At 73.8% G+C, this 23,011-nt stretch carries 25 protein-coding genes; 16 read left to right on the top strand and 9 right to left on the bottom strand.

Annotation, left to right across the window (positions count from 1 at the left end):
- Nucleotides 1-33 precede the first annotated feature (33 nt).
- Both KSNIM_RS11700 and KSNIM_RS11695 read left to right on the top strand, forming a co-directional pair.
- Nucleotides 34-669, top strand: a complete 636-nt coding sequence (locus tag KSNIM_RS11700) for a lipopolysaccharide biosynthesis protein (RefSeq protein WP_263103181.1) — start codon at nt 34-36, stop codon at nt 667-669.
- Nucleotides 666-2,003 carry a GNAT family N-acetyltransferase gene (locus tag KSNIM_RS11695; protein ID WP_263103180.1) on the top strand — a complete coding sequence of 446 codons (1,338 nt, stop codon included), beginning with the start codon at nt 666-668 and terminating at the stop codon, nt 2,001-2,003. The genes KSNIM_RS11700 and KSNIM_RS11695 overlap by 4 nt, the downstream gene beginning before the upstream one ends.
- Here KSNIM_RS11695 and KSNIM_RS11690 read toward each other — a convergent pair.
- Entirely contained in the window at nt 2,000-3,085 is a 1,086-nt protein-coding gene (locus KSNIM_RS11690; RefSeq protein WP_263103179.1) for a glycoside hydrolase family 26 protein, read from the bottom strand. The genes KSNIM_RS11695 and KSNIM_RS11690 overlap by 4 nt on opposite strands.
- 343 nt (nt 3,086-3,428) lie before the next feature.
- Between KSNIM_RS11690 and KSNIM_RS11685 the strand changes: the two genes are divergently transcribed.
- From KSNIM_RS11685 to KSNIM_RS11645, 9 genes are all read left to right on the top strand, one after another.
- The gene (locus tag KSNIM_RS11685) at nt 3,429-4,346 is read left to right on the top strand and encodes a PQQ-like beta-propeller repeat protein (RefSeq protein WP_263103178.1); all 918 of its coding nucleotides are present in this window, start codon (nt 3,429-3,431) and stop codon (nt 4,344-4,346) included.
- 184 nt (nt 4,347-4,530) lie between these two features.
- Nucleotides 4,531-6,129: a ribosomal protection-like ABC-F family protein gene (gene abc-f / locus KSNIM_RS11680; RefSeq protein WP_263103177.1), complete on the top strand. Its 1,599-nt coding sequence runs from the start codon at nt 4,531-4,533 to the stop codon at nt 6,127-6,129.
- A 356-nt stretch (nt 6,130-6,485) separates the two neighbouring features.
- Entirely contained in the window at nt 6,486-6,719 is a 234-nt protein-coding gene (locus KSNIM_RS11675) for a helix-turn-helix domain-containing protein (protein ID WP_030266747.1), read from the top strand.
- 272 nt (nt 6,720-6,991) lie between these two features.
- Nucleotides 6,992-7,798 (top strand): enoyl-CoA hydratase/isomerase family protein, encoded by an 807-nt coding sequence (locus KSNIM_RS11670; RefSeq protein ID WP_263103176.1) that lies wholly within the window; start codon nt 6,992-6,994, stop codon nt 7,796-7,798.
- A 165-nt stretch (nt 7,799-7,963) separates the two neighbouring features.
- Complete coding sequence (locus tag KSNIM_RS11665) at nt 7,964-8,425, top strand: Asp23/Gls24 family envelope stress response protein (RefSeq protein WP_263103175.1); 462 nt, start codon at nt 7,964-7,966, stop codon at nt 8,423-8,425.
- 80 nt (nt 8,426-8,505) lie between these two features.
- Nucleotides 8,506-8,697, top strand: coding sequence for a hypothetical protein (locus KSNIM_RS11660; protein WP_263103174.1), 192 nt, complete (start codon nt 8,506-8,508; stop codon nt 8,695-8,697).
- Entirely contained in the window at nt 8,694-9,032 is a 339-nt protein-coding gene (locus tag KSNIM_RS11655; RefSeq protein ID WP_263103173.1) for a hypothetical protein, read from the top strand. The genes KSNIM_RS11660 and KSNIM_RS11655 overlap by 4 nt, the downstream gene beginning before the upstream one ends.
- A complete protein-coding gene (locus tag KSNIM_RS11650) occupies nt 9,029-9,811 on the top strand; it encodes a DUF6286 domain-containing protein (protein ID WP_263103172.1) in 783 nt (260 codons plus the stop codon). Before KSNIM_RS11655 ends, KSNIM_RS11650 begins: the two co-directional genes overlap by 4 nt.
- Nucleotides 9,808-10,431 (top strand): alkaline shock response membrane anchor protein AmaP, encoded by a 624-nt coding sequence (locus tag KSNIM_RS11645; RefSeq protein WP_263103171.1) that lies wholly within the window; start codon nt 9,808-9,810, stop codon nt 10,429-10,431. The genes KSNIM_RS11650 and KSNIM_RS11645 overlap by 4 nt, the downstream gene beginning before the upstream one ends.
- A gap of 33 nt (nt 10,432-10,464) precedes the next feature.
- Here the strand turns inward: KSNIM_RS11645 and KSNIM_RS11640 are convergent, their stop codons facing one another.
- Nucleotides 10,465-11,226 carry an SDR family oxidoreductase gene (locus tag KSNIM_RS11640; protein WP_263103170.1) on the bottom strand — a complete coding sequence of 254 codons (762 nt, stop codon included), beginning with the start codon at nt 11,224-11,226 and terminating at the stop codon, nt 10,465-10,467.
- Nucleotides 11,227-11,358: 132 nt separating this feature from the next.
- Here KSNIM_RS11640 and KSNIM_RS11635 point away from each other — a divergent pair, with 132 nt between their 5' ends.
- Entirely contained in the window at nt 11,359-11,904 is a 546-nt protein-coding gene (locus KSNIM_RS11635; protein ID WP_263103169.1) for a hypothetical protein, read from the top strand.
- Nucleotides 11,905-11,957: 53 nt separating this feature from the next.
- On the opposite strand, the gene KSNIM_RS11630 is transcribed toward KSNIM_RS11635, so the two are convergent.
- Both KSNIM_RS11630 and KSNIM_RS11625 read right to left on the bottom strand, forming a co-directional pair.
- A complete protein-coding gene (locus tag KSNIM_RS11630; protein ID WP_263103168.1) occupies nt 11,958-12,755 on the bottom strand; it encodes an SURF1 family protein in 798 nt (265 codons plus the stop codon).
- Between the two features lie 17 nt (nt 12,756-12,772).
- Entirely contained in the window at nt 12,773-13,783 is a 1,011-nt protein-coding gene (locus tag KSNIM_RS11625; protein WP_263103167.1) for a DEDDh family exonuclease, read from the bottom strand.
- Nucleotides 13,784-13,951: 168 nt separating this feature from the next.
- Between KSNIM_RS11625 and KSNIM_RS11620 the strand changes: the two genes are divergently transcribed.
- From KSNIM_RS11620 to moaA, 4 genes are all read left to right on the top strand, one after another.
- Nucleotides 13,952-14,995 (top strand): zinc-dependent alcohol dehydrogenase family protein, encoded by a 1,044-nt coding sequence (locus tag KSNIM_RS11620; RefSeq protein WP_263103166.1) that lies wholly within the window; start codon nt 13,952-13,954, stop codon nt 14,993-14,995.
- A 229-nt stretch (nt 14,996-15,224) separates the two neighbouring features.
- On the top strand, nt 15,225-15,587 hold the full coding sequence (locus KSNIM_RS11615; protein ID WP_263103165.1) for a DUF485 domain-containing protein: 363 nt from the start codon (nt 15,225-15,227) through the stop codon (nt 15,585-15,587).
- Nucleotides 15,584-17,194 (top strand): cation acetate symporter, encoded by a 1,611-nt coding sequence (locus tag KSNIM_RS11610; RefSeq protein ID WP_263103164.1) that lies wholly within the window; start codon nt 15,584-15,586, stop codon nt 17,192-17,194. The genes KSNIM_RS11615 and KSNIM_RS11610 overlap by 4 nt, the downstream gene beginning before the upstream one ends.
- Before the next feature lie 126 nt (nt 17,195-17,320).
- Nucleotides 17,321-18,322 (top strand): GTP 3',8-cyclase MoaA, encoded by a 1,002-nt coding sequence (moaA, locus tag KSNIM_RS11605; RefSeq protein ID WP_263103163.1) that lies wholly within the window; start codon nt 17,321-17,323, stop codon nt 18,320-18,322.
- 70 nt (nt 18,323-18,392) lie between these two features.
- On the opposite strand, the gene KSNIM_RS11600 is transcribed toward moaA, so the two are convergent.
- From KSNIM_RS11600 to KSNIM_RS11580, 5 genes are all read right to left on the bottom strand, one after another.
- On the bottom strand, nt 18,393-18,647 hold the full coding sequence (locus KSNIM_RS11600; RefSeq protein WP_263103162.1) for a hypothetical protein: 255 nt from the start codon (nt 18,645-18,647) through the stop codon (nt 18,393-18,395).
- Nucleotides 18,648-18,927: 280 nt separating this feature from the next.
- Nucleotides 18,928-19,329: a DUF3099 domain-containing protein gene (locus tag KSNIM_RS11595; RefSeq protein WP_263103161.1), complete on the bottom strand. Its 402-nt coding sequence runs from the start codon at nt 19,327-19,329 to the stop codon at nt 18,928-18,930.
- A gap of 87 nt (nt 19,330-19,416) precedes the next feature.
- Complete coding sequence (locus KSNIM_RS11590; RefSeq protein WP_263107910.1) at nt 19,417-19,962, bottom strand: RNA 2'-phosphotransferase; 546 nt, start codon at nt 19,960-19,962, stop codon at nt 19,417-19,419.
- A gap of 31 nt (nt 19,963-19,993) precedes the next feature.
- Entirely contained in the window at nt 19,994-21,391 is a 1,398-nt protein-coding gene (locus KSNIM_RS11585; RefSeq protein ID WP_263103160.1) for a metallopeptidase TldD-related protein, read from the bottom strand.
- Nucleotides 21,391-22,923, bottom strand: coding sequence for a TldD/PmbA family protein (locus tag KSNIM_RS11580; protein WP_263103159.1), 1,533 nt, complete (start codon nt 22,921-22,923; stop codon nt 21,391-21,393). Before KSNIM_RS11580 ends, KSNIM_RS11585 begins: the two co-directional genes overlap by 1 nt.
- Nucleotides 22,924-23,011 lie beyond the last annotated feature (88 nt).

Genomic DNA, 23,011 nt, shown 5'->3' with positions numbered 1-23,011 from the left:
GCGCGAAACCACCCACCGAGTCAAGGAGTTCCGATGTCCGAACCGCGCCGATCCCTCCGGGCCGCCGTCCACCGTTGGTGGCCGGTGGCCGTCGCCGTCCCGCTGGGTGCCGCCGCGGGCGCCGGCTACGCCGCCGTGGCACCCACCGCCTACACCGCCAACTCCTACGTGGTGGTGGTGGCGCAGAACCCGGGGGAGGGCGCCACCGCGGTCAACTTCGCGCAGGCGTACGGCCGGCTCGCCGGGCAGCCGCAGGTGCTGGTCGCGGCCGCCGCGAAGACCGGCCGCACCGTCTCCGCCCTGTCGGACAGCGTCCGCGGCACCACCTCGCCGGACGCCCCGATGATCGAGATCACCGGCACCGGCCCGCGCGCCGCCGATGCGGTGCGGGCCGCCGACGCGGTGGCGACCTCGCTGATCGCCTTCGCCAACACCAGCAGCCAGGACACCGGCGTGAAGCTCGTCCCGCTCGCCGAGGCCGCCTCCCCGGACGGCCCCTCCTCGCCTTCCGCCGCGCTGGACACCGCGGTCGGCGGCGCCGCCGGCGTGCTGGTCGGCGCGCTCGCGATGGCCGCCCGCCGCCGCCCGGCCGAGTCCGGAGGCCGGGACGCGGCCGCGGCGGTGCCCGGGCAGCCGCTGGAACGGCAACCCGCCGGGGCCGTCCGATGACCACCGACACCCCCGCGCCGACCCAGGCCGAAGCGTCCGCCGGAGCCCCCGCCGGGGTCTGGACGGCGGAGGTGGACCGCGGCGACGACGCCCTCGACCGGATCGCCGCGGAGTGGGACGGGCTCGCCACCCGTTGCCGCACCGCCACGCCCTTCCAGGACAGCGCCTGGTTGCGCTCCTGGTGGCGCCGGTACGGCCGGCCGGGCGCGCTGGTGCTGGTGCTCGTCCGCCGGGACGGCCGACTGGTCGGCGCCGCTGCACTGTGCCGCCGCGGCGTGCTGGGGGGCCTGACCAACCTCGGCGGCGGGCTGGTCGACTTCACCGATGTGCTGCTCGACGACGACTGCCGCGGTCGGGCCGCCGCCGAACTGGCCGCCGCCCTGCCGCTGCGCCGCCCCTGGCACAGACTGGAGCTGCGCGAGGTGCACCCGGAGGCGGCCGTGCAGCAGGTGCTCGCCCACCACCGCGGCACCGTCCGGCGCTACCGGGACTCGCTCTGCCAGCAGCTGCCCGCGCTGCCGGTCGAGGAACTGCTCGAGCGGCTGTCCGGCAGGACGGCCCAGCGCGGTCGGGTCAAGCTGCGGAAGATCGCCGCCTCCGGGGTACAGGTGGACACCGCGCCGCCGGAGGAGGTCCCGCAGGCGGTGGCCGACCTCTTGCGGCTGCACTTCCTGCAGTGGCAGGAACGCGGGGTCACCGCCGAGCACCGCACCGAGCGGTTCGCGGCGCACCTGGCCGAGTCGACGGCGTCGATGGCCGCCCGCGGCCGGGCCGCCGTGCACCGCTTCCGGCTGGACGGCGAGCTGGTCGCGGTGAACCTGGTGGTGCTCTGCCCGTCCTTCGGCGGCCTCTACCTGTACGGCGCCCACCCGCGGCTGCGCGAGCGGCTGGACATCGCCGGGCTGGTGTTCGGCGCGGCGCTGGACGAGGTCCGGGCGGCGGGCATCCCGGTGCTCAGCCTGCTGCGCGGCCAGGAGCGGTACAAGCAGCGCTGGCGTCCGGACGCCCTGCGCAACGAGCGGCTGGTGGTGGGCCCGCCGGGCCCGGCCCCGGCGGCGGCGGTGCTCGCCCTCCGGGTGCTGGCCCGGCAGCTGGCGGTGATGCTGCTGACCGCCCGGCTGCCGCGGCTGAAGGAGGCGCTACAGCGTGTCTTCAACGGCGATTGGGCAGTCATGAGGGGCGCGGGGCACCGCGCAACCCGGATGCGGACCGCCGTACGAACTCCGGCTCGGCCCGTGTCACGACGGTGCCCGCCCCCGGACTGCGCAGGTCCCCGCGCCCCTGAATCAACGACTGAATCGACGACGCGACTGCCTTTCGAAGACACGCTCTAGCGGCGCGCCGGCGCGCGTGAGGAGACGCCGCCCGGCGAGCCCTTCGAGCCGGACATCAGCTGCCGGAAGACCGCGGCCGACCGCGGGTTGCGGTCGCAGCCCCAGAAGCCGTGCGGGCAGTAGTCGGTGACGGTCTGGTAGGCGGTGTCGTGGGTGCGCATCCACTCGATCATGTGCCGCACGTACTCCGGGTTGTCGCCGTTGCGGAACAGCCCCCACTCCGGGTACGACACCGGCTTGCCGCGCCGGGCGGCGAACTCGACCTGGTCCTGCAGCCCGTAGGGCTCGGTGGCCATCTCCTCGAAGGAGGCGCCGGCCGGCATGTCGTAGGCGTCCATGCCGATGATGTCGACCACGTCGTCGCCGGGGTAGCAGCGCGTCCAGGGGATCGCGTCGAGCCCGCGGGTGGGGGTGAAGTCGAAGCGGAAGTGCTGGCCCGGCACCGAGCGCATCACGGTGACGATCCGGCGCCAGTAGGCCTTCCAGGCCGCCGGGTCGGGCCGGCAGCGGGAGCTGTAGGTGGTGCCGTTCATCTCCCAGCCGAGCGTCAGCACGGTGTCGCCGCCGCCGAAGGCGACGAGCTTGCGGGCGAGTTTGAGGAAGTGCTGGTCGAACTCGCCCTTGTTGCCGCGGGCGAGCAGCGCGGCCACCTGCCCGTCGCTGAGGTTGCCCTCGTTGGGCACCAGCATCGGCACGCCGAGGACGAGGGTGCGGGCCGGGTCGCGCAGCCGCCACTGGGACCACAGGCCGAGCACCTGGTTCTCGCCCTCGACGTCGGCCCAGCCGTTGCCCGCCAGATAGGTGTGGCCGACCTGCAGGTCGGCGCCGCGCAGCCAGGTGGAGAGCTTGGCGATCTGCGGGATGTAGCTGTCCCAGGAGCCGACGAAGGCACCGAACGGCACCTCGTGCGGTGGACGCAGCACGGCGGGCTTCGGCGCGGCCCCACGCCGGTCGTCCCGCGCGGTGTCCGCGGAGAAGACGTCGTGCCGCGCGGTCTGGCTGAGCGGCGTGCCCGAGGGCACGCTCGCCGTGGTCAGCAGCAGCAGCGCGCTGGCGGCCAGCGCGAGACGGCCGAATCGCATGGGGCACTCCAGGGCGCGGTGCGGGGGCGGGTGCTGCTGGTCCGACAGTAATCCCACGGAGCGTCAGAAATATCCCATATCACCCGAAAGTGGCGGTTCGCACGGGCGCCCGCCCCGGCCTCGCCCGGGCGCAACGCACGGTGATCATTTCGGTGCTGCCTGTACCACCTGTGTAACAGTCGCTCCGCCCGCCGGACCGCCCGGGCGGCCCGCGGGGCCGCGCACCGCGCCGCCGAGCCGCAGGTCGACGGCGTCGCACCGGTGCCGTCGTGACGCTGCGCACATCCGTGGGCCGCCCCGAATTCCGGCTGACGTACAGGCGTGCGGCAGGTACGCTCCGCCCGTGTCCTGGAAGCCGCTGCGAAGCCTGACCCGCCGTTCCGTGCTCCCCGCGCTCGCCGCGCTGCTGGTGCTCGGCGCGGGCGCCGCCGCGCACGCCAACCGCCCGGTGCCGTTCGGCGACCGGGTCGCGGAGCCCGGCGTCGCGGACGCCAGTCCGGTCGGTGCGCAGGTCCTGGACGCGGGCGCGCTGGAGCTGAAGGTCGGCCCCGGCCTGGAGGCGTACGACCGCGCGAGCGGGGACCACCTGTGGTCCTACCGCCGCGAGGACGCCACCGCCCTGCACCTCGCCATGGCCGGCGAGAGCGCGGTCGTGGTCTGGGACGACGGCCTGGTCACCTCGGTGCGCCCGAGCGACCACCAGGTGCGCTGGCACCGGGCGGTGCCGGGCCTGGCGGACTGGCTGCGCGCGGACGGCGAGCCCGGCGCCGCCGACCGCACCGAGGAGCAGAAGCAGGCCACCGCGATCCGCCGGGCCACCGCAGCACTGCAGACGGCCCTGGAGGGCGAGCCCTGGGTGGCCGTCGTCACGCCCTCGCTCACCATGGGCTTCCGCGACCGCGACGGCGACCTGCGCTACAACTCCCGCCCGCCGCAGGGCTGCTCCTACGATCCGTTGCGCGCCGTGCACACCGACAACGCGGTCCTGGTGCCGCGCACCTGCGTCACCGGCCCGGGCACCGGCAAGCTGCTGCCGGGCGGCATCAACGGGTTCCGGCTGGCCGGCCGCGGCTGGCAGCTGAACGCGGGGCCGGACGTCGTGCTCAAGCGCCTGGACGGGCACCGGGTCACGATCGAGGACGGCCCGATCCTCGGCACCAGGGTCTTCGACACCCGGCGCGGTGCCCCCGAGACCGTCTGTGCCAGCCCGGAGCTGCCGTTCGCGGCGGTCGCCCCCCAGGAGGGCTGTCCGGCGGGCTGAGCGGGCTGCGCCCGGCAGGCCACGGGGGAAATCCCGGCCGCCCGGTAGACTGGGCCGTATGGCTGTGTTCCCCGGGCATTAGGCGCCGGTCGGCGAGCTTTCGAAGGCCCGCCGCCGCCCCGCCCTTCCGCCTGCATTCCGCCCGGCCGCCGGGCCCCGCCACCGTCCCTGGAGAGACCCAGCCATGATTTCCGCGAACGCCCTGGAGCTGCGCGCCGGCGCCCGCGTCCTCATCGAGTCCGCCTCCTTCCGCATCGCCCCCGGCGACCGGATCGGCCTGGTCGGCCGCAACGGCGCCGGCAAGACCACCATGACCAAGGTGCTGGCCGGCGAGGGCATCCCGGCGGGCGGCACGGTGACCCGCACCGGCGAGGTCGGCTACCTCCCGCAGGACCCGCGCACCGGCGACCTCGACGTCCTCGCCAAGGACCGCATCCTCTCCGCCCGCGGCCTCGACACCGTGCTGCGCAAGATGCGCGAGAACGAGGACCGGATGGCGAACGGCCAGGGCACCACCCGCGAACGCGCGATGAAGAAGTACGCCAACCTGGAGACCGAGTTCCTCACCAAGGGCGGCTACGCGGCCGAGGCCGAGGCGGCGACCATCGCGGCGGCGCTCGGCCTGCCGGACCGCATCCTCAACCAGCCGCTGCACACCCTCTCCGGCGGTCAGCGCCGCCGCGTCGAGCTGGCCCGGATCCTCTTCTCGGACGCCGACATCCTGCTGCTCGACGAGCCGACCAACCACCTCGACGCCGACTCGATCGCCTGGCTGCGGGACTTCCTGAAGACCTACAAGGGCGGCTTCATCGTCATCTCGCACGACGTCGACCTGGTCGAGACGGTCGTCAACAAGGTCTTCTACCTGGACGCCAACCGCGCCGCCATCGACATCTACAACATGGGCTGGAAGCAGTACCAGCAGCAGCGCGAGGACGACGAGAAGCGCCGCAAGCGGGAGCGCGCCAACGCCGAGAAGAAGGCCGCCACCCTCAACGCGCAGGCCGACAAGATGCGCGCCAAGGCGACCAAGACGGTCGCCGCGCAGAACATGGCCCGCCGCGCCGAGAAGCTGCTCTCCGGCCTGGAGCAGGCGCGGGTCTCCGACAAGGTCGCCAAGCTGCGCTTCCCCGACCCGGCGCCGTGCGGCAAGACCCCGATGACCGCCTCCGGCCTGTCGAAGTCCTACGGCTCGCTGGAGATCTTCACCGACGTCGACCTGGCCATCGACCGCGGCTCCAAGGTGGTCGTGCTCGGTCTCAACGGCGCCGGCAAGACCACCCTGCTGCGGATGCTGGCGGGTGTGGAGAAGCCGGACACCGGCGAGGTGATCCCCGGCCACGGCCTGAAGATCGGCTACTACGCCCAGGAGCACGAGACCCTGGACCCGGACCGTACGGTGCTGGAGAACATGCGCTCTTCCGCGCCGGACACCGACCTGGTGCAGATCCGCAAGATCCTCGGTTCCTTCCTGTTCTCCGGCGACGACGTCGACAAGCCGGCCGGCGTGCTCTCCGGCGGGGAGAAGACCCGGCTGGCGCTGGCCACCCTGGTGGTCTCCAGCGCCAACGTGCTGCTGCTCGACGAGCCCACCAACAACCTGGACCCGGCCAGCCGCGAGGAGATCCTCGGCGCGCTGCGCTCCTTCACCGGCGCGGTCGTGCTGGTCACCCACGACGAGGGCGCGGTCGACGCGCTCCAGCCGGAGCGGATCATCCTGCTGCCGGACGGCGTCGAGGACCTCTGGAGCCCCGCGTACGCGGATCTCGTCTCGCTGGCCTGAGCACCGGACGAATGCCGGCCCGAGTGCCGACTTCCCGTGCCGAGTAGACACCAGATCAGCTGATCTCCGTAGAAATCCCGGTCCGCCGGAGATCGCGGGAATGCGGCTTCCGGTGATTGTGTTGACGACGGCCCCGCCGCGATTCCGCGGCGGGGCCGTCCGTTCTGATCAGCCGATTCTCGCCCGGCGGCCGACGCCCGCGGGGGCGCGTGCACCCAGGGTGAGCGCCCTTGTGCACTGCGGGTACCACCGGCAGACTGCGCTTTCCCGGGACAGACCTTGTCGAATGGGTGGCCAGGAGACTGGCTATGGGTGATCATGGGAATCTGACCGAGCACAGCTACGAGGAGGCACGGGTGGCCGAGACTCTGAAAAAGGGCAGCCGGGTAACAGGTGCCGCGCGTGAGAAGCTCGCGGCCGATCTCAAGAAGAAGTACGACTCCGGGGCGAGCATTCGCGCGCTGGCGGAGGAGACGGGTCGCTCCTACGGCTTCGTGCACCGCATGCTCAGCGAGTCCGGGGTGAATCTCCGGGGTCGCGGTGGTGCGACGCGCGGCAAGAGCAAGGTGACTGCTGCAGCGGGTTCCTGACGGTTCATCAGATACGACGGCTCCGCGCCGGGCGGTCGGGGAGTGTCCCCGGTCCGGTCGTGGACGAGCATAGATCCGGCGGTGGAGCAGCCGAGCCGGGTCGGTTCCCGTGCGGTTGCCGGCGGCGCCCGAGGCGCGGTCGGCAGGTGCGGACGGCACGGCGGCCGGGTCTCCCGGGCCGCCGTTCGTCGTTTCCGGCACGGCCCTGTTCGGCCGCCCCCGCTTTTGTTACTCTCCAGTAGCTCTACTGTCCCCCGCTGGAGGTAACCCCCATGACCGCTCCCGCCGTCGGTACCGACCCCCAGGACTGGGCGCAGGTCGGCGTCCGCCTCGACGTCGAGGGCGAGCTGGCGCTGGTCACGCTCTGCAACCCCGCACGCCGCAACGCGCAGAGCCCGGCGATGTGGCGCGCGCTCGCCTCGGTCGGACGCGCCCTGCCCGGCACCGTCCGCGTGGTGGTGCTCCGCGCCGAGGGCGTCTCCTTCTCGGCCGGCCTGGACCGCCAGATGTTCACCCCGGAGGGCATCCCCGGCGAGCACTCCTTCCTCAAGCTCGCCGCCGGCACGGACGAGGAGACCGGCGCTGCCATCGCCGAGTACCAGGAGGCCTTCACCTGGTGGCGCCGCCCGGACGTGATCACCATCGCCGCCGTCCAGGGCCACGCCGTCGGCGCCGGCTTCCAGCTCGCGCTCGGCTGCGACCTGCGGGTGGTCGCCGAGGACGTGCAGTTCTCCATGAAGGAGACCTCGCTCGGCCTCGTCCCGGACCTCGGCGGCACCAAGCCGCTGACCGACCTCGTCGGCTACGGCCGGGCGCTGGAGATCTGCGCGACCGGCCGCTGGGTCGGCGCTGAGGAGTCCGTCGCGATCGGCCTGGCCAACCTGGCCGTCCCGGCGGAGGAGCTGGAGGGTGCCGCCCGCGACCTGGCCGCCGCGCTGCTCGCCGCGCCGCGCAACGCCGTCATCGAGACCAAGGCCCTGCTGCAGGGCGCCGGCGGCCGCTCGTACGACGAGCAGCGCAGCGCCGAGCGGGCTGCCCAGCACCGCCGGATGAGGGACCTCGCCGGCATCGGCGACTGACCCCGGCCGCCCCCGAGGGCCCGGACCGCACCCGGCGGTCCGGGCCCTCGGCGTTCCCCGGCCCGCGGGCCGTCCCGTTCCGGCCCCGACGCGCGGCTCGTGCGGTGAAATGTCAGAGTTGGGCTGATTTGCGATATAGCTGGAGACGACACAGGAGACCCCGCCATGCCGCAGACCCCCACCCCCGCCGACCTGCAGAAGGGCCACACCGGGCCCGAGGAGGCCACGCTCGCGTCCGAGCGCGGCCGCACCGCACTCGCCGTCGGAGTGATCGAGAAGATCGCCGGGATGGCCGCCCGGGAGATCGCCGGGATCCACGCCCTCGGCTCCGGCTTCACCCGGACCTTCGGCGCCGTCCGCGACCGCGTCCCGGGCTCGAAGTCGGGCGCCGGCCGCGGCGTCAAGGCCGAGGTCGGCGAGAAGCAGGCCGCCATCGACATCGCCCTGGTCGTCGAGTACGGGGTGGTGATCCCGGCGCTGGCCGCCGAGGTCCGGGCGAACGTCATCGACTCCGTCGAGCGGATGACCGGCCTGGAGGTCGTCGAGGTCAACATCGCGGTCAACGACGTACACCTGCCGGACGAGCCGGACGAGGAGGAGCCGGAGCCGGTCGGCCGCGTCCAGTAGCGCACGCACCGCGCCGAGCGCCGCAGCACCACCTCAGCACCCCCCCAGCGCCGTCTGTCGCCGTACACGAGGAGGAGCGGATGAACCTGGCCCTGGTCGGCCTGGTCGCCGGCATGGCCCTGGGCTTCGCCGGGTACTTCGGCGGTTTCGCCGCCTTCCTGCTGGTCGCCGCGCTCGGAGCGGTCGGCTTCGTCCTCGGGCGGCTGCTGGAGGGCGACATCGACCTCGGCGACCTGGGCGACCTCATCCGCGGCCGGGAGCGCCGGCGGTGACCGCCGCCGCCGCGATCCCCGCGGCCCGCCGCGGACGGCTCAAGATCGCCGACCGGGTCTACGCCCGGCTCGCCGAACAGGCCGTCCGGCAGGCCCTCGCCGAGATCTGGGCGGCCCGCACGGCCCGCGGCAAACCGCCGCGGGCCACCGTGCTGGTGGTCGGCGGCAAGGCCCGGGTCACCCTCCACCTCGACCTGCCCTACCCGGCCGACCTCGCCGGGCTCTCCCACCTGTGCCGGGACGCCGCCGCCGGCCAGGTGGCCGAACTCACCGGCACCCCCGTGACCGAGGTCGCGCTGCTGGTCGAGCGCCTCGTTCCGGAGTCCGCCCGGTGAGCGCACCGCCGACCCCGCCCCGACCGGAGGAGCCCCGACCGGACCGGCCCGTGCCGTACCCGGCCGAGCCCGCCGGGCCCGACCCGGAACAGCTCATCGGCGCCGGCGTCGCGCTGCCCGAACGCATCGGCCTGGAAGCCGAGTTGCCGCACGCCGCGGAGGAGCCGGGCGGCGCCGGGCCCGAGGAGTGGGGGCCGACCGTGCCGTACGAGCGCCCGCACCGGCCGCGGTCGGCGCGGACGGCCGTCACCGCCCTGGTGGTGACCTGCCTGCTGGTGCTCGGCGGGGCCGCGCTGTACGACGCGATCGCCGAACGCACCGGGCATGCCGCCCGGCAGTGGCGCGCCGACCTCACCCGGGAATTGGCGACCCGTCACCTCGACGACGCCTGGGTGCTCGGGATCGCCGGGGGCGCCGCGGCGGCCGGGCTGCTGCTCTGCTGGCTGGCCTTCGCCCCGGGGCTGCGCCGCTGGCTCCCACTGGTCCGGCCGGGCGCGGCGATCGACCGGGCCGGGGTGGCCGCGCTGCTCTCGGCCCGGGCCGCCGGGATCGAGGGCGTGGAGCGGTGCACCGTGAAGGCGGGCCGCCGGCGGGCCGTCGCCACGGTCACCGGAAGCGCCGAACCGATCACCGTGGAAGGGGAGTTGCTGGAGGAGCTGGCAGCGGTGCCGCTGCTCGGGCCGTACCGGCTGGACCTGCGGATCCAGCCCGTCCGCCCCGCCCGGCCGGACGACCGGCGGCACGGCCACCGCCGACTCGCCCAGGAGGCGCCCCGATGAGCATGTCCGCGGTGAACCGGACGATCCTCGCGGTGACCGGGATCGCCCTGCTGCTCGCCGGCCTCCTGGTGCTGGCCGGCGGACTCGACCTGTACGGCCGGCTGAACGCTTCGATGCCGGACGGCTGGCCGCTCACCTCGCCGCACCAACCGGTGCTCAGCGCCGCCACCCGAACGGACTGGTCCCACCAGGGCTGGTTCTGGCCCGTGGTCATCGCCGTCCCGGCGGTGGTGGTGGTCGGCGCCCTCGGCTGGCTCTACGCGCAGCTGCACCGGGCCGGCCCCAGCACCGTCACCGTGCCCGTCCCCGGCGGGGACGGCGTGGCGCTCAGGATGCGCAAGCGCGCCCTGCAGGACGCGGTGGAGACCGAGGTGATCGACCTGACCGGGGTCGACAAGGTGACCGTCCGGGCGAGCGGTGCCTCGCACCGGCTGCTGCTGCGGTCCACCGTCCGGCTGACGCCCGGCGCCGACCCCGCACGGCTCGTGCGGAGCCTCGACGACGGCCCGCTGGACAACGCCCGGACGAGCCTCGGCCTCGCCGAACTCCCCTGCCGGCTCCGGCTCACGGCGTCGGCCCGGCGCCCCGGCGCCGGGCCCAAACCGCCCCGGGTGGTCTGAAGTCCCGAACCCCTGCGGCGATGTGTCGGACGGTCAGAGTCCGCGCAGGGCGCCGCCGTCGACCGGCACCATCACGCCCGTCAGATAGGAGGCGGCGGGGGAGAGCAGGAAGGCCGCGACTTTGCCGAACTCCTCCGGGGTGCCGTACCGGCCGAGCGGGATCGCCGCACTCGCCCGCGCCCGGGCCGCCGCCGCATCGCCGCTCAGCGCGTCCAGTTCGCGCACCCGGTCGGTGTCGATCCGAGCCGGCATCAGGCCGACGACCCGGATGCCGCGCGGGCCGAGCTCGTCGGCCAGCGACTTCGCGGCCATCGCCAGGCCGGGCCGCAGCCCGTTGGAGATGCCGAGGCCGGAGATCGGCTCGCGGACCGAGCCGGACAGCACGAATCCGATCACACCGCCCTCCGCCAGCTCCGCCGCAGCCGTCCGGGCGATCCGCAGCGCACCGAGGAAGACCGACTCGAAGGCGCCCCGCCAGGCCTCGTCCCCGGCCCCGAGCACCGGGCCGGCGGTCGGGCCGCCGACGCTGATCAGCACGCCGTCGAACCGGCCGAAGCGCTCGCGTGCGGCCTCGACCAGACGGCCCGCGGTCGCCGGGTCGCCGTTGTCGGCGACCACGCCGTGCGCGTGCTCTGACCCGCCCAGCTCCTTCACCGCCGCGGCCACCGATTCCTCGTGCCGGCCGCTGACCACCACCCGGGCGCCGTCGGCGACCAGTTCACGCGCGGAGGCCAGGCCCAGGCCGCGGGTGGCGCCGGTCAGTACGTACACCTTCTGCTGAAGTCCGAGATCCATGCGCCCATCCTCCCCGGTCGGGGCCGGGGGCGTCGATCGGGTCCCACCCTGCGGCGCCGGGTTGACGTACGGGGAGAACTTAGGAAAACCTAACCTCGCTTTCGCCCTCCCCCACCCCCACGGAGCACCACCATGCCTGAGTCCGACGAGCTCGCCCCGCTGTCCGGGACAGTCGCCCGTTGCCTCCTGGTCTCGGTGGGGCTCTGTGCGCTCTGGGCGGGCAGCGCCTGGACGGCCGGCCACGTGCAGACCGACGCCTCGCTGCACACCGTCGCCCTCTTCGTGCACCTGGTGGCCCTGGTGGTCGGCTTCGGCGCCGTACTGGCGGTGGACTACATGGGCGCCCTGTGGCTGCTCGGCCGCCGCACCCTGGCCCAGGTGGTGGAGTCCACCGGCCCGCTGCACGTACCGGTCTGGGCCGGCCTGGCCGGCCTCACCGCGAGCGGCATCCTGCTGGAGCCCCGGCTCGACTCGCCGCTGACCCAGGTCAAGCTGCTCCTGGTGCTGCTGATCGCGCTGAACGGCGTGCACGCCACCGCCCTGACCAGGCGGCTGGAGGCCGGGGGCCCGGGCCGGCCCGGGCGCCGGCTGCTGCTGCGCGGCGCCCTCTCCGCCCTGGTCTCCCAGCTCGGCTGGTGGGGCGCCCTCGCCATCGGCTTCTGGAACACCCAGCACTGACACACGAGTGCCGGGGCACGCGCCCCCGAGCGGGCTGCCCCGTTCGGGTACGCCTACGCGGGGGCGAGCTCCTCGGCCCGGGCCGCGGCGGCCGCTTCGGCGACGCGTTCCTTGGCCTCGCGGCGGGCCAGGATCACCAGGCCGACCGGGAGCAGGCCGGCGAACAGCCACCACTGCACGGCGTACGCCATGTGCGGGCCGATGTCCGAGTGGTTCGGCTCGGCCAGCAGCTCCGGGGAGCCGCCGACGGCCGGGGTGGCGGTCACGAGCTCCAGGTAGCCGCCGAGCACGGTGGCGCCGGTGGCCTTCGCCTGCTGCCCGCTGTTGATCAGCTTGTACTGCCGCTCCGGCAGGCCGCCGCGGTCGCGGATGCCGCTGCTGGCGGTGGTCTCGTCGGCCCGGAGCCGACCGGTCACGGTCACCGGGCCGGCGGGCGGCGCCGGCACCGCCGGGTAGCTGGTGGCGTCGTTGCCGGACTCCACCCAGCCCCGGTTGACCAGCACCGAGCCGCGGCCGTCGGCCAGCTTCAGCGGCGTGACGACGAAGTACCCGATGCTGCTGCCGCCCGGCTCGGTGCGCCCGCGGATCACGAACTCGTGCGCGCTGTCGTACGTACCGGTGGCTGTCACCGTGCGCCAGGTCAGATCGCCCGGCACCGCGAAGCCGGGGGAGGACAGCGAGTCGAACGCGACCGGCGCCGCCTTCAGGCTGCGGCCGATCAGCTCGTTGCGGGCGACCCGGGCCTCGTGCCGGTGCAGCTGCCAGAACCCCAGGCGGATCATCACGGGGATCAGCAGCAGCACGGTCAGCGCGATGACCGCCCAGCGCCGGGACAGCAGAAATCGGTACACACCCGGCACGCTACGCCCTACTGATCCGCGGCCCGGACACCGGGGTGGGGTGCGACCTCCCGCAGCAGCTGGAGGAAGGCGTCCTCGCCGACCACCGGCGTGCCGTGCTCGCGGGCCTTGCGGGCCTTGCCGCTCCAACTGCCCGGCTCGTTGGTGACGAGCAGGCTGGTGAGCCTGCTCACCGAGGTCGCGATGTGCAGTCCGGCCTCGATCGCGCGGTCCTCCAGCAGCTCGCGCTCGGTCGCGGTGTCGCCGGTGATCGCCACCCGCATGCCCTGGACGAGCGGGGAGCCGTCCCGCCAGCGGCCCGGGTTCGGGTACGGGCAGGCCGGCCGCTTGCGGCTCGGGCGGTAGGAGGACGACCAGGTCGTGCCGCGGGCCGGCGCGGGGGAGTCCTCGCCCAGGTCGGTGACCGCCACGCAGGCGGTCAGCGGCAGCGGCACCCCGAACTCCCGGGCCAGCTGCAGGCTGGGCCGGAACGCCTCGGCGAGCACCCGGGCGTCGTCCAGCGCGTTGTGCGCCTGCCGCTGCTGCACCCCGAAGTGCGCCGCCAGCGAGGCCAGCTTGCCGTTGGGCAGCGGCAGGCCCAGGTCGCGGGAGAGCACCATGGTGCACAGCCGCTGCTCCACCGGGGCGCGCAGACCGGCCCGGGCGAACTCGCGGGCGATCATGTTCCAGTCGAAGAGCGCGTTGTGGGCGACCATGACCCGGCCGCGCAGCCGGTCGGCCAGCTCCCCGGCGATCTCGGGGAAGGTGGGCGCGTCGGCCAGCATGTCGGCGGTCAGTCCGTGGATCCACACCGGCCCGGGGTCGCGCTGCGGGTTGACCAGCGTGTACCAGTGCCCCGTCACCTCGCCCTGTGCGTCCAGCTGGTAGACGCCCGCCGAGATGACCCGGTCGGCGCGGCCGAGCCCGGTGGTCTCGACGTCGACGACGGCGAAGCCGGTGCCGGCGTCGGCGGCGGGGCGGGGCGCCGGGAGGGCCGCGGGCGCCGTGAGGCCGTCCCGCGGGGACTGGATCGCATGCATGGTGCACCACTCTAAGGCCGACCGGCGTCCGGGCCGGGCCGATCGGCGGCGGGCGGTCGCCCGGAGCGGGCCGGAATAGAGTGGTCGTCGGAGCGGTCGTACATCCTCGCGGCCCTTCCCGGTCGTCAGCACCCCGACGGACCACCCCCCACCCCGTAAGGAAGCTCCATGCGCGCCACCGTGATCCACGGCCCCAACGACATCCGGATCGAGGAGGTGCCGGACCCGGTCGTTCAGCGGCCGACCGACGCCGTGGTGCGGGTGGTGAACGCCTGCATCTGCGGCAGCGACCTGTGGGCCTACCGGGGTGTGGCGTCCCGGGTGGCCGGCCAGCGGATCGGCCACGAGTTCCTCGGCATCGTCGAGGAGGTCGGCCGCGACGTGACCGGATTCACCCGCGGCGACTTCGTCGTCGCCCCGTTCGTCTGGTCCGACGGCACCTGCGACTACTGCCGCGAGGGCCTGCACACCTCCTGCCCGCAGGGCGGCTTCTGGGGCGAGGTCGGCTCCGACGGCGGCCAGGGAGAGGCCGTCCGCGTCCCCTTCGCCGACGGCACCCTGGTCAAGCTGCCGAAGGAGGCGGCCGGCGAGGAGAAGCTGCTGCCCGGGCTGCTCGCCCTCTCCGACGTGATGAGCACCGGCCACCACGCCGCGGTCGCCGCGGGCGTCCGCCCCGGTGCCACCGTCGCCGTGGTCGGTGACGGCGCGGTCGGCCTGTGCGGCGTGCTCGCCGCTCAGCGCCTCGGCGCCGGCCGGATCATCGCGCTGGGCCGGCACGAGCAGCGCACCGCGATCGCCCGCAGCTTCGGTGCCACCGACGTGGTCGCCGAGCGCGGCGAGGCCGCCATCGAGGCGGTCAAGGAGCTGACCGGCGGTCAGGGCGCGCACGCCGTGCTGGAGGCCGTCGGCACCGAGGAGTCGATGCGCACCGCGATCTCCATCGCCCGGGACGGCGGCGCGGTCGGCTACGTCGGCGTGCCGCACGGCGGCAGCGCCGGTGTCGACATCGCCCAGATGTTCGGCCGGAACGTGACGCTGGCCGGCGGTGTCGCCCCCGCCCGCGCGTACATCCCCGAGCTGCTGCCGGACGTGCTCTCCGGCGCGATCGACCCGGGTCTGGTCTTCGACCGCACCGTCGGCCTCGACGGGGTGCCGGACGGCTACCGCGCGATGCACGACCGCGAGGCGCTGAAGGTCCGCATCTCGTTCTGACGCTCCGTCACATCCTCTGCACCTCCGGGGCGGTGTCGCACGCGCGGCACCGCCCCGGGCGGTTTGCGCGGACGGTTTTCGGCCAGATCGGGGACAGCCCGCGGCCGATCGTGCGCGGACGCTGTCGCGGGCCGCGCGGGTGGATCTAGCATGCAGCCGCACCGTGCCTGTGATGCCCCTCACACCCCAGTGATCCACCCGCGCACCCGCCGACGTCAGGAGACACCGCGTGGACACTCCACCGGCCGCCGAGGCCGCCGCCGCAGACGTGCAACGGATCGAGGAGGGCGAGGAGTTCCGCGGCCTCAGGTCAGCCTTCCGGAGCTTCGCCTTCCCCGTCACCATCGGCTTCATCCTCTGGTACCTGCTGTACGTGCTGCTGTCGAGCTACGCCCCGGCATTCATGGCCACCAAGGTCGTCGGCCACATCAACACCGCCCTGGTGCTCGGCCTGCTGCAGTTCGCCTCCACCTTCGCCATCGCCGCCTGGTACGCCCGCTACGCGGACCGGCGCCTCGACCCGCCCGCCGAGGCGATCCGCGAGAGCCACGCGCCCACCGCCGTCCACGCCCCCCGGGAGGCCGCCGAATGATCCAGCTGGCCAGCGCCGCGAGCGACCACCGCGGCCTCACCATGACCCTGTTCGGCCTGTTCGTGGCCGCCACCCTCGGCATCACGATCTGGGCCGGCCGGCAGACCAAGGACGCCGCCGACTTCTACGCCGGCGGCCGCGGCTTCACCGGCTTCCAGAACGGCCTCGCCATCTCCGGCGACTACATGTCCGCCGCGTCCTTCCTCGGCATCGCCGGCGCCATCGCGCTCTTCGGCTACGACGGCTTCCTCTACTCGATCGGTTTCCTGGTGGCCTGGCTGGTCGCCCTGCTGCTGGTCGCCGAACCGCTGCGCAACTCCGGCCGCTATACCATGGCCGACGTGCTGGCCTTCCGGATGCGGCAGCGCCCGGTGCGCACCGCCGCCGGCGTCTCCACCATCGTGGTGTCGATCTTCTACCTGCTGGCCCAGATGGTCGGCGCGGGCTCGCTGGTCGCCCTGCTGCTCGGGGTCAGCGGCGAGGGCGCCAAGCGCTGGACGATCGTCGCGGTCGGCGCACTGATGGTGATCTACGTAGCGATCGGCGGCATGAAGGGCACCACCTGGGTACAGATCGTCAAGGCGGTGCTGTTGATCGCCGGCACCGCGCTGATGACCGTCCTGGTGCTCGCCAAGTACCACTTCAACCTCTCCAGCCTGCTCGGCGCCGCCTCCGAGGCCAGCGGCAAGGGCGCCGCCTTCCTCGAACCCGGGCTGAAGTACGGCACCACCGGCACCACCAAGCTGGACTTCCTCAGCCTCGGTCTCGCCCTGGTGCTGGGCACCGCCGGCCTGCCGCACATCCTGGTCCGCTTCTACACCGTGCCCACCGCGAAGGCCGCCCGGAAGTCCGTGCTCTGGGCGATCGGCATCATCGGCGGCTTCTACCTGATGACCCTGGCGCTCGGCTTCGGCGCCGCGGCCCTGGTCGGCCCGAAGGCCATCAAGGCCTCCAACGCGGCCGGCAACACCGCCGCCCCGCTGCTCGCCCAGGAACTCGGCGGCGGCGCCGGCTCCACCGGCGGCGCCATCCTGCTGGCGGTGATCTCGGCGGTCGCCTTCGCCACCATCCTCGCCGTGGTCGCCGGTCTCACCCTGGCCTCCTCGGCGTCCTTCGCCCACGACCTGTGGGCCAACGTGATCCGCCGCGGCAAGGCCTCGGAGAAGGAAGAGGTCCGCTCGGCGAAGCTGGCCGCGGTGGCGATCGGTGCGATCGCCATCCTGCTGTCGATCTTCGCGGACAAGCTGAACGCGGCGGCCCTGGTCGCGCTGGCCTTCGCGGTCGCGGCCTCGGCCAACCTGCCGACCCTGCTCTACTCGCTGTTCTGGAAGCGCTTCAACACCACCGGCGCGGTCAGCTCGGTCTACGCCGGCCTGATCACCTCGGTCACGCTGGTGATCTTCTCGACCGTGGTCTCCGGCGGCAAGAACTCGCTCTTCCCGCACAGCGACTTCCACTGGTTCCCGCTGGAGAACCCCGGACTGGTCTCCATCCCGGTCGGCTTCCTGGCCGGCTGGATCGGCACGCTGCTCTCCAAGGAGACCGCCGACCAGGCGAAGTACGCTGAACTGGAGGTCCGCTCGCTCACCGGGCTCGGCGCCCACTGACCGGCGCCCACGGACCGGACGTACCCCGGACGGGTACCGCCCCGATCGATAAGCTGGCCCGGCCCGCCCGCAACGGCGGCCGGGCCCGCGGGTTTTGAGCCCACGCACTTCAGGAAGGGGGCCGCGATGCTGCTCGACACCTTCGGCCGACAGGCCGTGGATCTTCGTGTGTCCCTCACCGACCGCTGCAACCTGCGGTGCACCTACTGCATGCCCGAGGAGGGCCTGCAGTGGCTGGCCAAGCCGTCGTTGCTCACCGACGAGGAGATCGTCCGGCTGGTCGGCATCGCGGTGCGCGACCTCGGCGTCCGCGAGGTGCGCTTCACCGGTGGCGAGCCGCTGCTGCGGCCCGGCCTGGTCGGCATCGTCGCCGCCTGCGCCGAACTGGAGCCCCGGCCCGAGCTCTCGCTCACCACCAACGGCATCGGCCTCGCCCGCACCGCCGCCGCCCTCAAGAAGGCCGGACTGGACCGGGTGAACGTCTCGCTCGACACCCTCGACGAGGACACCTTCCACACCCTCACCCGGCGCCGCCGCCACCACGACGTGCTGGACGGCCTGGCCGCCGCCGAGGCCGCCGGCCTCAGCCCGGTCAAGCTCAACGCCGTCCTGATGCGCGGCGTCAACGACCACGAGGCCGCCGACCTGCTCGCCTGGTGCATCGAGCACGGCTACGAGCTGCGGTTCATCGAGCAGATGCCGCTCGACGCCCAGCACGGCTGGGACCGTTCGCAGATGGTCACCGCCGAGGAGATCCTCGGCCTGCTGCGGGCCCGCTTCGAACTCACCCCGGAGCCGAGCGCCGTCCGCGGCGCGGCGCCCGCGGAGCGCTGGCTGGTGGACGGCGGCCCCGCCCGGGTCGGCGTGATCGCCTCGGTGACCCGGCCGTTCTGCCGGGCCTGCGACCGCACCCGGCTCACCGCGGACGGACAGGTCCGCAACTGCCTCTTCGCCACGGACGAGACGGACCTGCGGGAGGCGCTGCGGGAGGCGCTGCGGTCCGGTGCTGGGGACGAGGAGATCGGCGAACTCTGGCGGAAGGCCATGTGGGGCAAGAAGGCGGGCGCCGGCATCGACGACCCGACCTTCCACCAGCCGGACCGCCCGATGTCCGCCATCGGCGGCTGAGCGCGGCAGCCACTCGGGGGGCGCGGATCACCCCTGATCCGACCACCCGTGTGCCTCGGGCAGGTGCCCGCTACCCCTCGAAGTCCTCGAAGGGGAGGACCTCCTTCAGGAAGCCGCGGACGCCGAGGAACTGCGAGAGGTGCTCGCGGTGGTCGTCGCAGGCCAGCCAGGTCTTCCGGCGGTCGGGGGTGTGCAGCTTGGGGTTGTTCCAGACCAGCACCCAGCGGGCGTCCTCGCGGCAGCCCTTCGCCGAGCAGGCCGGCGGACCGTCGGGGCCGGCGGGGGCGTCCGCGGTGCCGAAGAGGCCGAGCGAGGGGGTGTCCATGGTGGGCCGTCCTGGGGGAGCTGCCGGAGCTGTCACGGCCAGTCTCGCACCCCGGGAAAGCGCTTCCGCACCCGGGCATGACGACGCCGGGCAGCCACGGGGGGAGCCGCCCGGCGTCGGTCTGTCGCTCCGACGGGGGATGCGGAGCGCGTACGCAGTATGTCACGCCACAACCCCCGCGTGGCTAGGCCTTTCATGATTAATCTGAGCCTCCGTTGAGGCTTCTGCCGGGCAAATGCCGGCAGAACCGGACGGATCGGGCAATCCATCCGTATGCGTCTCAGTCGGCGGTCGGGTCGGCCGGGGTGTCCGTGCCGTCCTGGCCGGCGTGCGGGCCCGCGTCGGCGCCCTCGGAGGGGCGCCCGCCGCCGCCCGTCCCGCCGGGGCCGAGCATCAGCGGGGTCTCCGGCGGCACCGCGAAGGTGCTCGGCAGGCCCGGGGCGCGTTCGCGGCCGGCGTTGGCGATCACCACCGCGAAGTACGGCAGCAGTACGCCGCCGGCCAGCGCGATGAACGCCAGGACCCGCTGGACGTCCCAGAGCACCACTGCCAGCAGCACGCAGAGCGTGCGGACCAGCATCGAGATCACGTACCGCCGCTGGCGGCCCCGCACGTCCTCCGTGAGGCCGGTCCGGGCCCCGGTGATCCGGAAGACCTGCCCGTTGCCGGAGCTCTTCGCCATCGCCTACCGCCTTCGTCCGTCACCGCGCCCCCGTGGGTGCAGCCAATTCACGGTACGCCGTGCCGGCCGTCACAGGGGCTCCGGGGCTCAGGCTTTCCGCAGGTACGCGGGCGGGACGGCGTCGGTCAGCCAGACGCCGTTGGCGCTGACCCGGAAGACGTGGCCGTCGCGGGCCATCGCCGCGGCGTCCACCACCAGGACGACCGGTCGGCCGTGCCGGGAGCCGACCCGGGTGGCCGTCTCGGTGTCGGCGGAGAGGTGCACGTCCTGGCGGGCCATCGGACGCAGCCCCTCGTGGAAGACCGCGTCCAGGACCCGCCCGGTGGTGCCGTGGTACAGCACCGCGGGCGGGTCGCTGGGCGGCAGGCCGAGGTCGACGTCGACCGTGTGGCCCTGGCTGGCGCGGATGGAGAGGCCGTCGTCGGAGAAGGCGAAACGGCGCTTGTTGTTCGTCTCCACGACGTGGTCCAGCTCGGCCCGGCTGACCGCCCGGCCGTGCCGGGCCAGCGCCCCGAGCAGGGTGTCCACCCGTACCCAGCCGGCCCCGTCCAGGGTGATGCCGACCGAGCCCGGGTCGTGCCGCAGGATGCGGGACAGCCGCTTGGAGACTCTGACCGTCTGCTTCTCGTCCATCATGTCGATGCCTTCCCCCCGCCGGCCCCCGCTAGGAGGCCTGGCTGACCGAGCTCATGTTGAAGTCGGCCACCCGGACCGGCGGCATGGCCGCCCGGGTGAACCAGTCGCCCCACTCGCGGGGCAGGCAGCGCTCGGTGCGTCCGACCTCGGTGATCCGTCCGAGGATGTCGACCGGCGACTCGTTGAAGCGGAAGTTGTTGACCGCGCCGACGACCTCGCCGTTCTCCACCAGGTACACGCCGTCCCGGGTGAGGCCGGTGAGCAGCAGCGTCGCCGGGTCGACCTCGCGGATGTACCAGAGGCAGGTGAGCAGCAGGCCGCGCTCGGTACGGGCGATCATCTCCTCCAGGGTCGGTGCCGACGCCTGGTCGGCCGTCTCCAGGACGAGGTTGTCGACCGGCGGCTGCAGCGGCAGGCCGGTGAGGCCGGCGGAGTGCCGGGTGGTGAGCAGGTTGGCCAGCTCGCCGTCGCGGATCCAGTCGGTGGCGGTGAGCGGGTGGCCGTTGTCGAAGACCGAGTCGTTGTCGCCCGAGGCGTGGGTGAGGACGAACGGCGCGGCCTCCAGGCCGGGCTCGGCCGGGTCGGAGCGCAGGGTCAGCGGCAGCGGGCTGAGCCGCTCGCCGATCCTGGTGCCGCCGCCCGCCTTGGAGAAGACGGTGCGGCCCTCGAAGGCGTCCCGTCCGCCGGAGGACCAGCTGAGGTAGACCAGCAGGTCGGCGACGGCCGAGGGCGGCAGCAGCGTCTCGTAGCGACCGGCCGGCAGGTCGATCCGCTTGCGGCCCCAGCCGAGCCGCCGGGTGAGCCCGGTGTGCATCGCGGTGACGTCGATGTCGGTGAAGTCGCGGGTGGCCGCGCCCGCCCAGGCGGAGCCGGTCAGGTCGGCCGTCTTGGCGTTCAGCTCGACGGTGCCGGTCGGCTGGTCGTGCCGCAGCCGCAGACCGGTGGAGGTGCCGAGGTAGCTGCTGGTCACCTCGTGCCGGGCGAAGCCGTACAGCAGCTCGCCGTTCTTGCGGGCCCGGGCGAAGGCCTCGCCGAGGGCCGGGGCGAAGGCCGCGAACACCTCGGCGGAGGTCTCGGCGGGCGGCGCGGTGAAGTCGGCCGAGGCCGGGCGGGACGGGATCAGGGGCTGGGCGTCCTCGGCGGGCCCGGCGTCGCGGGCGGCCGCCTCGGCGGCGCGGACCAGCGACTCGACCTCGTCGAGGGTGACGGCCTCGCGGGAGACCACGCCGGAGGCGGTGCCCTCGGCGCCGTCCACGGTGGCGATCACGGTGAGCCGACGGCCGCGGGTGACGCCGTTGGTGGTGAGGCCGTTGCCCGCCCAGCGCAGGTTGGCGGTGGACTCCTCGTCGGCGATGACGACGCAGCCGTCCGCCCGGGAGAGTTCCAGGGCGCGCTCGACCAGCTCGTGGGGCTCGATGGCGTTCATCAGTGACCGGCCTCCTGCTGGGTGTTGAGCACGTTGACGTTGCGGAACAGCGCGGACGGGCAGCCGTGGCTGACCGCCGCGACCTGGCCCGGCTGGGCCTTGCCGCAGTTGAAGGCACCGCCGAGCACGTACGTCTGCGGGCCGCCGACGGCGCTCATCGAGCCCCAGAAGTCGGTGGTGGTCGCCTGGTAGGCGAAGTCCTTGACCTGCCCGGCGAGACGGCCGTTCCTGATCGCGTAGGCGCGCTGGCCGGTGAACTGGAAGTTGTAGCGCTGCATGTCGATCGACCAGGAGCGGTCGCCGACGATGTACAGGCCGTTCTCCACCTGGGAGATCAGGCCGTCCGTCGCCGGGCCGCCGGCCGCGGGCTGCAGCGAGACGTTCGCCATGCGCTGCACCGGGACGTGCGCGGGGGAGTCGGCGAAGGCGCAGCCGTTGGAACGGCCGAGGCCCTTGAGCCGGGCCATCGCCCGGTCCAGCTGGTAGCCCACCAGCACGCCGTCCTTGACGAGGTCCCAGGACTGGGTGGCGACGCCCTCGTCGTCGTAGCCGGTGGTGGCGAGGCCGTGCTCGGCGGTGCGGTCGCCGGTGACGTGCATCAGCTCGGAGCCGTACTTCAGGCTGCCGAGCTTGTCGAAGGTGGCGAACGAGGTGCCCGCGTAGGCGGCCTCGTAGCCGAGCGCGCGGTCCAGCTCGGTGGCGTGGCCGATCGACTCGTGGATGGTCAGCCACAGGTTGGAGGGGTCGACCACCAGGTCGTAGCGGCCGGCCTCGACGCTCGGCGCCTTCATCTTCTCGGCCAGCAGCACGGGCAGTTCGGCGAGTTCGGCGTCCCAGTCCCAGCCGGTGCCGCGCAGGTACTCGAAGCCGCGGCCGGCCGGCGGGGCGAGGGTGCGCATCGAGTCGAAGGCGCCGGTGCGCTCGTCGACCGAGGTGGCCTCCAGCGAGGGGTGCAGCCGGATCCGCTGCTGGGTGGTGACGGTGCCCGCGGTGTCCGCGTAGAACTTGTTCTCCTGCACCGTCAGCAGGGCCGCCGAGACGTGCGAGACGCCCTCGGCGGCCAGCAGCCGGCTGCTCCACTCGGCGAGCAGCGCGGTCTTCTCCGCGTCCGGCACCTCGAAGGGGTTGACCTCGTAGGAGGAGACCCAGACCGCGTCCGCGTGCACGGGCTCGTCGGCGAGCTCGACCACGTCCTCGGAGCCGGCCGCCCGGCTGATCCCGCCGGAGAGCCGGGCCACCGCCACCGCCTGCTCGGCGACCCGGGCCGCCGCGGCGGTGGTGAGGTCGACCCCGGCGGCGAAGCCCCAGGCGCCGTCCAGCAGGACGCGGACGGCGAAGCCGAGCTGCACCGAGTCCGAGGTGCCGGACGGGCGGGCGTCGCGCAGGCGCCAGGAGGCGCTGCGGACCCGCTCCAGGCGGAAGTCGGCGTGGCCGGCGCCGAGTTCGCGGGCCCGGGTGAGGGCGGCGTCGGCGAGGGCCTGCAACGGATAGCCGAGGAACAGCGGGTCGACGGCGCGGCTTGAGGGCGGCATCGGGCTCCCTGGGTCGAACGGTCTGGGGCGGCGGGCGTCCCGGGCAGGGGAACCCGCATCGCATCATGGACCGCCGAACACACCCGGG

This window comes from Kitasatospora sp. DSM 101779 (assembly GCF_025655475.1).
In the GTDB taxonomy this organism is placed as follows: domain Bacteria; phylum Actinomycetota; class Actinomycetes; order Streptomycetales; family Streptomycetaceae; genus Kitasatospora.
This window is presented reverse-complemented; position numbering and strand designations above follow the sequence as displayed.

Coding starts and splice junctions, on each gene's coding strand:
- KSNIM_RS11700 (WP_263103181.1), top strand. CDS start 34: ATGTCCGAACCGCGCCGATCCCTCCGGGCCGCCGTCCACCGTTGGTGG.
- KSNIM_RS11695 (WP_263103180.1), top strand. CDS start 666: ATGACCACCGACACCCCCGCGCCGACCCAGGCCGAAGCGTCCGCCGGA.
- KSNIM_RS11690 (WP_263103179.1), bottom strand. CDS start 3,085: ATGCGATTCGGCCGTCTCGCGCTGGCCGCCAGCGCGCTGCTGCTGCTG.
- abc-f (WP_263103177.1), top strand. CDS start 4,531: ATGATTTCCGCGAACGCCCTGGAGCTGCGCGCCGGCGCCCGCGTCCTC.
- KSNIM_RS11670 (WP_263103176.1), top strand. CDS start 6,992: ATGACCGCTCCCGCCGTCGGTACCGACCCCCAGGACTGGGCGCAGGTC.
- KSNIM_RS11665 (WP_263103175.1), top strand. CDS start 7,964: ATGCCGCAGACCCCCACCCCCGCCGACCTGCAGAAGGGCCACACCGGG.
- KSNIM_RS11660 (WP_263103174.1), top strand. CDS start 8,506: ATGAACCTGGCCCTGGTCGGCCTGGTCGCCGGCATGGCCCTGGGCTTC.
- KSNIM_RS11645 (WP_263103171.1), top strand. CDS start 9,808: ATGAGCATGTCCGCGGTGAACCGGACGATCCTCGCGGTGACCGGGATC.
- KSNIM_RS11640 (WP_263103170.1), bottom strand. CDS start 11,226: ATGGATCTCGGACTTCAGCAGAAGGTGTACGTACTGACCGGCGCCACC.
- KSNIM_RS11635 (WP_263103169.1), top strand. CDS start 11,359: ATGCCTGAGTCCGACGAGCTCGCCCCGCTGTCCGGGACAGTCGCCCGT.
- KSNIM_RS11625 (WP_263103167.1), bottom strand. CDS start 13,783: ATGCATGCGATCCAGTCCCCGCGGGACGGCCTCACGGCGCCCGCGGCC.
- KSNIM_RS11620 (WP_263103166.1), top strand. CDS start 13,952: ATGCGCGCCACCGTGATCCACGGCCCCAACGACATCCGGATCGAGGAG.
- KSNIM_RS11610 (WP_263103164.1), top strand. CDS start 15,584: ATGATCCAGCTGGCCAGCGCCGCGAGCGACCACCGCGGCCTCACCATG.
- moaA (WP_263103163.1), top strand. CDS start 17,321: ATGCTGCTCGACACCTTCGGCCGACAGGCCGTGGATCTTCGTGTGTCC.
- KSNIM_RS11600 (WP_263103162.1), bottom strand. CDS start 18,647: ATGGACACCCCCTCGCTCGGCCTCTTCGGCACCGCGGACGCCCCCGCC.
- KSNIM_RS11595 (WP_263103161.1), bottom strand. CDS start 19,329: ATGGCGAAGAGCTCCGGCAACGGGCAGGTCTTCCGGATCACCGGGGCC.
- KSNIM_RS11590 (WP_263107910.1), bottom strand. CDS start 19,962: ATGGACGAGAAGCAGACGGTCAGAGTCTCCAAGCGGCTGTCCCGCATC.
- KSNIM_RS11585 (WP_263103160.1), bottom strand. CDS start 21,391: ATGAACGCCATCGAGCCCCACGAGCTGGTCGAGCGCGCCCTGGAACTC.
- KSNIM_RS11580 (WP_263103159.1), bottom strand. CDS start 22,923: ATGCCGCCCTCAAGCCGCGCCGTCGACCCGCTGTTCCTCGGCTATCCG.